Origin of the sequence: Arcticibacter svalbardensis MN12-7, from assembly GCF_000403135.1 — a bacterium.
Classification (GTDB): Bacteria; Bacteroidota; Bacteroidia; order Sphingobacteriales; family Sphingobacteriaceae; genus Arcticibacter; species Arcticibacter svalbardensis.
In genome coordinates this window covers 57,027-63,716 of sequence record NZ_AQPN01000105.1, presented here as the reverse complement: position 1 = coordinate 63,716, position 6,690 = coordinate 57,027, and the positions used below count along the sequence as shown (strand labels likewise).

Annotated in this window: 5 protein-coding genes; all 5 read right to left on the bottom strand. The window is 39.1% G+C overall.

Going from position 1 to position 6,690, the window contains the following annotated elements; translation table 11 throughout:
* Nucleotides 1-4 precede the first annotated feature (4 nt).
* The gene (locus tag ADIARSV_RS14530; protein ID WP_016196341.1) at nucleotides 5-1,267 is read right to left on the bottom strand and encodes a glucose-1-phosphate adenylyltransferase; all 1,263 of its coding nucleotides are present in this window, start codon (nucleotides 1,265-1,267) and stop codon (nucleotides 5-7) included.
* A gap of 7 nt (nucleotides 1,268-1,274) precedes the next feature.
* Nucleotides 1,275-2,690, bottom strand: coding sequence for a glycogen synthase (locus ADIARSV_RS14525; protein ID WP_040300198.1), 1,416 nt, complete (start codon nucleotides 2,688-2,690; stop codon nucleotides 1,275-1,277).
* A gap of 163 nt (nucleotides 2,691-2,853) precedes the next feature.
* Nucleotides 2,854-5,658, bottom strand: coding sequence for a DNA polymerase I (gene polA / locus ADIARSV_RS14520; protein ID WP_016196339.1), 2,805 nt, complete (start codon nucleotides 5,656-5,658; stop codon nucleotides 2,854-2,856).
* Between the two features lie 119 nt (nucleotides 5,659-5,777).
* A complete protein-coding gene (locus tag ADIARSV_RS14515; protein WP_016196338.1) occupies nucleotides 5,778-6,347 on the bottom strand; it encodes a DNA-3-methyladenine glycosylase I in 570 nt (189 codons plus the stop codon).
* Nucleotides 6,347-6,688 carry a carboxymuconolactone decarboxylase family protein gene (locus ADIARSV_RS14510; protein WP_016196337.1) on the bottom strand — a complete coding sequence of 114 codons (342 nt, stop codon included), beginning with the start codon at nucleotides 6,686-6,688 and terminating at the stop codon, nucleotides 6,347-6,349. Before ADIARSV_RS14510 ends, ADIARSV_RS14515 begins: the two co-directional genes overlap by 1 nt.
* Nucleotides 6,689-6,690 lie beyond the last annotated feature (2 nt).

Sequence of the window (6,690 nt, the reverse complement as noted above, 5' to 3'; positions counted from 1 at the left end):
ATGTTTATGCTATTATAGTTCCATTAGGTAATATAGCTGCTTTTTTAATGACTACTATTCCGTCCCTTACGGTATGGGTTTCATAATCACCATCTTCCAGATGAGGGCCTCCGTTAATGCGGACGTCATTGCCAATGCGGCAATTTTTATCCAGGATGGCATTATTAATACAACATCTTTCCCCAACTCCCATTATAGGTGAAGAACTAGCTTTGGCTTCTTCGAGTTGATCCAGTGTTTGATAATAATCATTTCCCATCACATAGGTGGATTCTATGGTCGTTCCACTTCCTATTCTCGTTCTAATGCCGATAACTGACCGCTCAATGCGACTGGCATCTATAATACAACCGTCAGCAACAAGAGTTTTTTCCATTGTGGTACCCATTATTTTGGATGGAGGTAACATACGCGCTCTGGAAAAGATACTTTTTTTATCGAATAGGTTAAATGAAGGGATATCGTCAGTTAAGCCAATGTTCGCTTCAAAGAAGGATGCAATTGTACCTATATCTGTCCAATATCCATCATATTGATAACTCACTACTTTTTTCTTATTGATGGCTTCAGGAATAATTTCTTTTCCAAAATCAGTATGTGGATCATTGGTTAGGATATCAAAAATTACATCTTTATTAAAGATATAAATTCCCATAGAGGCTTGGTACAGACGGCCCTGTGCTTCCATTTCGTCGCCAACTTCTGATGCCCAGTCTTCTAATCCTGTTTTAGGTTTTTCGATAAAAGAAGTAATGTTCGAATTTTCATCAATCTTCATGATGCCGAATGAAGAAGCGTCTTTGGCATTAACAGGAATAGTAGCTACCGAGATATCTGCTTTATTGGCGGTATGTTTTTCAAGCATATCATTGAAATCCATCTGGTATAACTGATCTCCGGAGAGAATCAATACATATTCGAACTCAAAAGGAGCGATATGATGCAGACATTGCCTTACAGCATCTGCTGTTCCCTGATACCAACCACTATTACCCGGGGTTTGCTCCGCTGCAAGTATATCAACAAAACCACTGCTGAAAATATTGAAGTGATACGTGTTTTTGATGTGCTGGTTTAGAGATGCCGAATTGAATTGCGTGAGGACAAATATCCGGTCGATTCCAGAGTTAAAACAGTTGGAAATTGGAATATCAACTAAGCGGTATTTACCTGCAATGGGAACCGCTGGTTTAGAACGGGTTGCAGTAAGAGGATGAAGCCGGGACCCTTGTCCGCCTCCCAGGATTACTGAAATAACTTTAGACATATCTGTATTATTTAAGGCTGTTATAAAGATCTATGTATTGGCTTGCAGAACGGTTCCATGAAAAATCAAGTAACATCATTCTTTTACGTAACAAGCGAAGGCCGCCTGTGTTTGAATATAATTCAATTGCACGGTTAACTGATTCGGTTATGTTATCAGTGTCCAGATCTTCAAAGCAAATGCCGTAACCTTCAGGCTCTGAAATGTCAATTACTGAATCTTTTAGTCCACCTGTACTTCTGACGATTGGCATTGTTCCATATTTCAATGCATACAGCTGATTCAGCCCGCATGGTTCAACACGTGAAGGCATAAGCAGAAAATCTGCACCTGCATAAATGCGATGCGATAGTGCTTCATCATATCCTATAAAAATAGCATAGTCCTTTTTGTATTTTTCTTTTAATACCGTTAATTGCTCTTCAATTACCGGATCTCCTGATCCAAGAATAAGAATACTTACTTTTCCTTTTGATGTGTCTAAAATTTGTTCTATTGCTGCAGCGAGCAGATCGGCGCCTTTTTCATCTACCAGTCTTCCAATAAAAGCGACTATTGGTTTCGATAAAGTAAAACCGAATTCCTTACAGAGCGCCCTTTTATTTTCCTGCTTTCCTTTACTTACATTATCCAGATTATAGTTTTGTGGTATCAACGGGTCAGTGCCCGGGTTCCATACTTCAGTATCTATTCCATTAAGAATTCCTGTGCCTTTTCTTTGTTCGGCAATAAACAGAGTCTCAAGTCCTTTTGAATTGATTTTAAGTTCTTCAAGATAGCTTGGTGATACCGTAGTAAATTTCCAGCATGCTTTAACCGCTGCAGCCAATGGATTGATGGCACCTCCCCAATCGAGTATTCCTCTGGTCCATGGGTCTGTTGCCGGTAGGTAATCAAACTTATCCCAGCCAAACCAGCCTTGATACTGTCCGTTATGTATGGTCAGAATAGAAGGTATAGTGGAAAGGAATCGGTAACGGTAAGCATGAGATAACAGGTAAGGAACAAGACCTGTATGGTTGTCGTGGCAGTGTATAATATCCGGTTTAGTGGTAAAGGTTAATAACCACTCCAGAAAGGCCAGTTGGAAAGCAATAAATTGTTCTGTTTCATCTGGATATGAATAGATTTCAGAACGGTCAAGAAGTCCTGGAATGCGAATCGTATGTAGGAAGAAGCCTAACTTATTAGTGGTTTCTTTTAATACCTGAAAAGGGAGATACCTGTCTCCCATTCTTACTACTGATTCATAAACTATTTCAAAGTCGTTCTCCCTGGTAAATTTCCTGTCATAATAAGGAGTTACTACAAGTGCTGTAATACCCAGTTCTTGCTGGTATTTCGGTAATGAACCAACTACATCACCCAATCCACCCACTTTAGCTAAGGGGTAACATTCTGCGCTCAAATGAATTACAACCATTGTAAAATAAGGATTTAATTATACTATTTAGTTTGATAATGTAAACCTGACAAACAAGGTCATATTCAACATAAATATGGCTTATTCCTACGTATTGAAAGGTTAACGAGTTAAATGTATTGATTATTTTACTTGTACAAAAACATTTTGATGAATTAAAATTTTAATGTGCTTTGAGCCAATTTGTTCCCGATCCCATTTCTACAAGAATAGGGACAGTGGTTTTAATAGCATTCTTCATCCGGTTTTCAACGATCATTTTAACTTGTTCTAATTCAGGGATAACAACATCAAAAACCAACTCATCATGAACCTGCATGGTCATCTTTGACTCTAGTTTTTGATCGCGAAAATCCTGATGAATATGAATCATAGCGACTTTAATAAGATCGGCAGCTGAACCCTGAATGGGTGCATTAATAGCATTCCGCTCGGCAAAGCCACGTACTGTAGCGTTTGCTGAATTAATATCCCTTAAATATCTTCTTCTTCCCATTAAAGTTTGCACATAACCATTCTCACGTGCAAAGTTCATAGTATCGTTCATATACTGTTTGATGCCTGAGTATTGATTGAAATATTCTTCAATAATAGCAGCAGCTTCCTTTCTTGGAATGTTGAGACTTTGGGAGAGTCCAAAAGCAGACTGTCCGTAAATAATACCAAAGTTTACTGCTTTTGCATTGCGGCGCTTGTTTGAATCAACCTCTTCCAGCGCAATACCATATACTTTTGCAGCAGTAGCAGTGTGAATATCTAATCCCTGAGCAAAAGCATCCATCATATTTTCATCCCTGCTTATTTCTGCAATCAAGCGCAATTCAATTTGTGAATAATCTGCAGATAGCAGGATGTGATTTTCATCCCTGGGGATAAATGCTTTACGTACTTCTCTTCCGCGTTCTGTACGGATGGGAATGTTCTGCAAGTTGGGATTATTTGAACTTAATCGTCCCGTTGCGGCTACTGCCTGGTTATAGGAAGTGTGGACGCGTCCTGTTTTGGGGTTGATTAATAATGGTAATGAGTCCACATAAGTGGATTTAAGTTTTTGCAATTGTCTGATATCAAGGATATCCCTGGCGATATCACTTTTATTAGACAGTGCGCTTAACACATCTTCTCCTGTTTGATATTGCCCTGTTTTTGTCTTTTTTGCTTTAGGGTCTAGCTGTAACTTGTCAAACAGCACTTCACCAAGCTGTTTTGGCGATGCGATATTAAACCGAACGCCTGCCTTTTCATAAATAGTCGTTTCGAGAATGCGGATATCTGTTTCAAGCTGAATAGAGTATTCGGCAAGAGCAACTTTATCAATCCTAACACCCTCTCTTTCCATGTCGGCAAGTACATAAATTAAAGGTGTTTCTACGTTTCTGAATAAAGCATCGGCATTTGACGTGTGAAGCTTTGGCTCAAATACTCCTTTCAGTTGTAAAGTAATATCGGCATCTTCTGCTGCATATTCCTTGATGAGCTCGATCTCTACGTCGCGCATGTTTCCCTGATTTTTCCCTTTACTCCCTATCAGTGAGGTAATTTCTACGGGTTTATAACCAAGATAGTTTTCGGACAGGATATCCATATTATGCCTTGTGTCGGGATCTAACAGATAATGCGCAAGCATCGTGTCAAATAAATTACCCCTTACATGTACGTCATACCAGTTCAATACCAGGATATCATACTTTAAATTTTGTCCGGTCTTTTCTATATTTTCATTCTCAAACAAAGGTTTGAACTGAGAGATCAACGCCGCTGCCAATACCTGATCTTCAGGAACAGGTACGTACCATGCTTCATTAGTTTTTATTGAGAAGGAGAGTCCTACAATTTGGCAATTATTAGCATCCAGACAAGTAGTTTCACTATCGAAACAGAAAGATTCAGAAGAGGATAATATATTTATTAACTCTGTTATTGTTTCAGGACTGTCAGCCAGATGATAAGTGTGAGGAGTGTTCTCAATATTTTTCATGACCAGGGGATCCTGCTCAGGCTCTTCGATAAGCGTTTTAAGCTCCGGTAATGCTACAGGTTGTCCAAAAAGATCGGTCTGCTGTCCATAACCCAGGATTGGTGGAATCTCTTCATGAAGCAGTTCAGTAAAAACACGGCGACCTATTGTTCGGAATTCAAGTTCAGCAAATAAAGGTTCAAGCAATTCTCTACTGGGAGACGAAAGGAGCAGGGCATCTTCATCCAATTCTACCGGGGCATTCAGTAAAATGGTAGCCAGCTTTTTTGATACAAGCCCTTGTTCGGCAAATTTCTCCACGTTCTCTTTCATTTTGCCTTTCAGCAGATGACTGTTGGCAATTACACCTTCAACGGAGCCAAACTGTTTAATCAACAATTTGGCAGTTTTTTCTCCTATCCCTGGAATCCCTGGTATATTATCTACCGCATCGCCCCACATCCCTAAGATGTCGATCACCTGCAGTACATTCTCAATTTCCCATTTTGCCAATACTTCAGGGACACCCATAATCTCCATATCGTTGCCCATTCTGGAAGGTTTATAGACAAATATATTTTCAGATACAAGCTGAGCAAAATCTTTATCAGGGGTCATACAAAAGACCGTATAACCTGCTATCTCCGCTTTTTTAGCAAGTGTTCCAATGATATCATCTGCTTCATATCCATCAGATGTGATTACCGGAATTCCAAAACCTTCAATAACCCGAAATACATAGGGGATAGCTTTTGATAGGTCTTCAGGCATTGCCTGTCTGTGGGCTTTGTAATCAGTAAATTCAATATGTCTTTCAGTTGGCGCTTCGGTGTCAAATACAACTGCAATATGTGTAGGACTTTCTTTTTTAAGTATTTCCAGTAATGTATTGGTAAATCCCATCACAGCGGAAGTGTTTACACCATCGGAAGTAAATCGGGGATTTTTGCTAAGTGCAAAATGAGCTCTGTAGATAAGAGCCATACCATCTAATAGAAATAATTTTTTCATGTATACCTTTTATTTTTTAAGTTGCCTTAATTATTAATCAGCAAAACATATTTATTTTGCGATCCAATAGCGGCACCCTTTACAAATGTAAAAACTACGCAATAGATTGTTGTTACAATTTAACGGAAAGAGCAAGATTCTATATGGTCATTTACCATGCCCGTGGCCTGCATGAAAGCATAACAAATAGTTGTTCCAAAGAATTTAAGTCCTCTTTTCTTTAAATCCTTAGAAATAGTATCAGATAACTCTGTACTTGCGGGTACCTGGGAATGCGTTTCCCACTTATTTTGAATGCTTTGGTTAGCGGGCATAAAGGAATACAAGTACGCATAAAATGATCCTGATTCTTGTTGAATCTGCATAAACAGTTTTGCATTACTTATGGAAGAGGTGATTTTTAGCCGGTTGCGGATAATGCCTTCATTGTGCATCAGCTTTTCAATGTCTGAAGAATCAAAGTTGGCCACCTTTTCCACATCAAACTGTGCAAACGCATTCCTGTAATTTTCACGGCGTTTGAGAATAGTGATCCAGCTTAAGCCTGCTTGTGCAGATTCAAGAATTAAGAATTCGAAAAGTATACGGTCATCTGATACCGCTTTCCCCCATTCTTTATCATGATAATCGATATATAAGGGGTCTTTTCCACACCAGCTGCATCGAATTAGGTCCTCAGGTGTTTCCATCATGCATTCAGTTCATCCCAATATTCTACTGCACGGCGGTAATGTGGTATTACAATTGAACCTCCAACCAGATTTGCAATCATGAAAACTTCATTCAATTCGGCCGTACTAAGGCCAGCTTCGTAACATTTGCCAAGATGGTATTTGATACAATCATCACAGCGCAGAACCATAGATGCCACAAGGCCTAACATCTCTTTCGTTTTTACATCTAAAGCACCTTCTGCATACGATGTGGTATCAAGAGCAAAAAAGCGTTTAATATTTGTATTTGCAGTTTCCATTACCCGGTCATTCATCCGGCTGCGGTAATCATTAAATTCGGTTACTAATTTTCCCATTC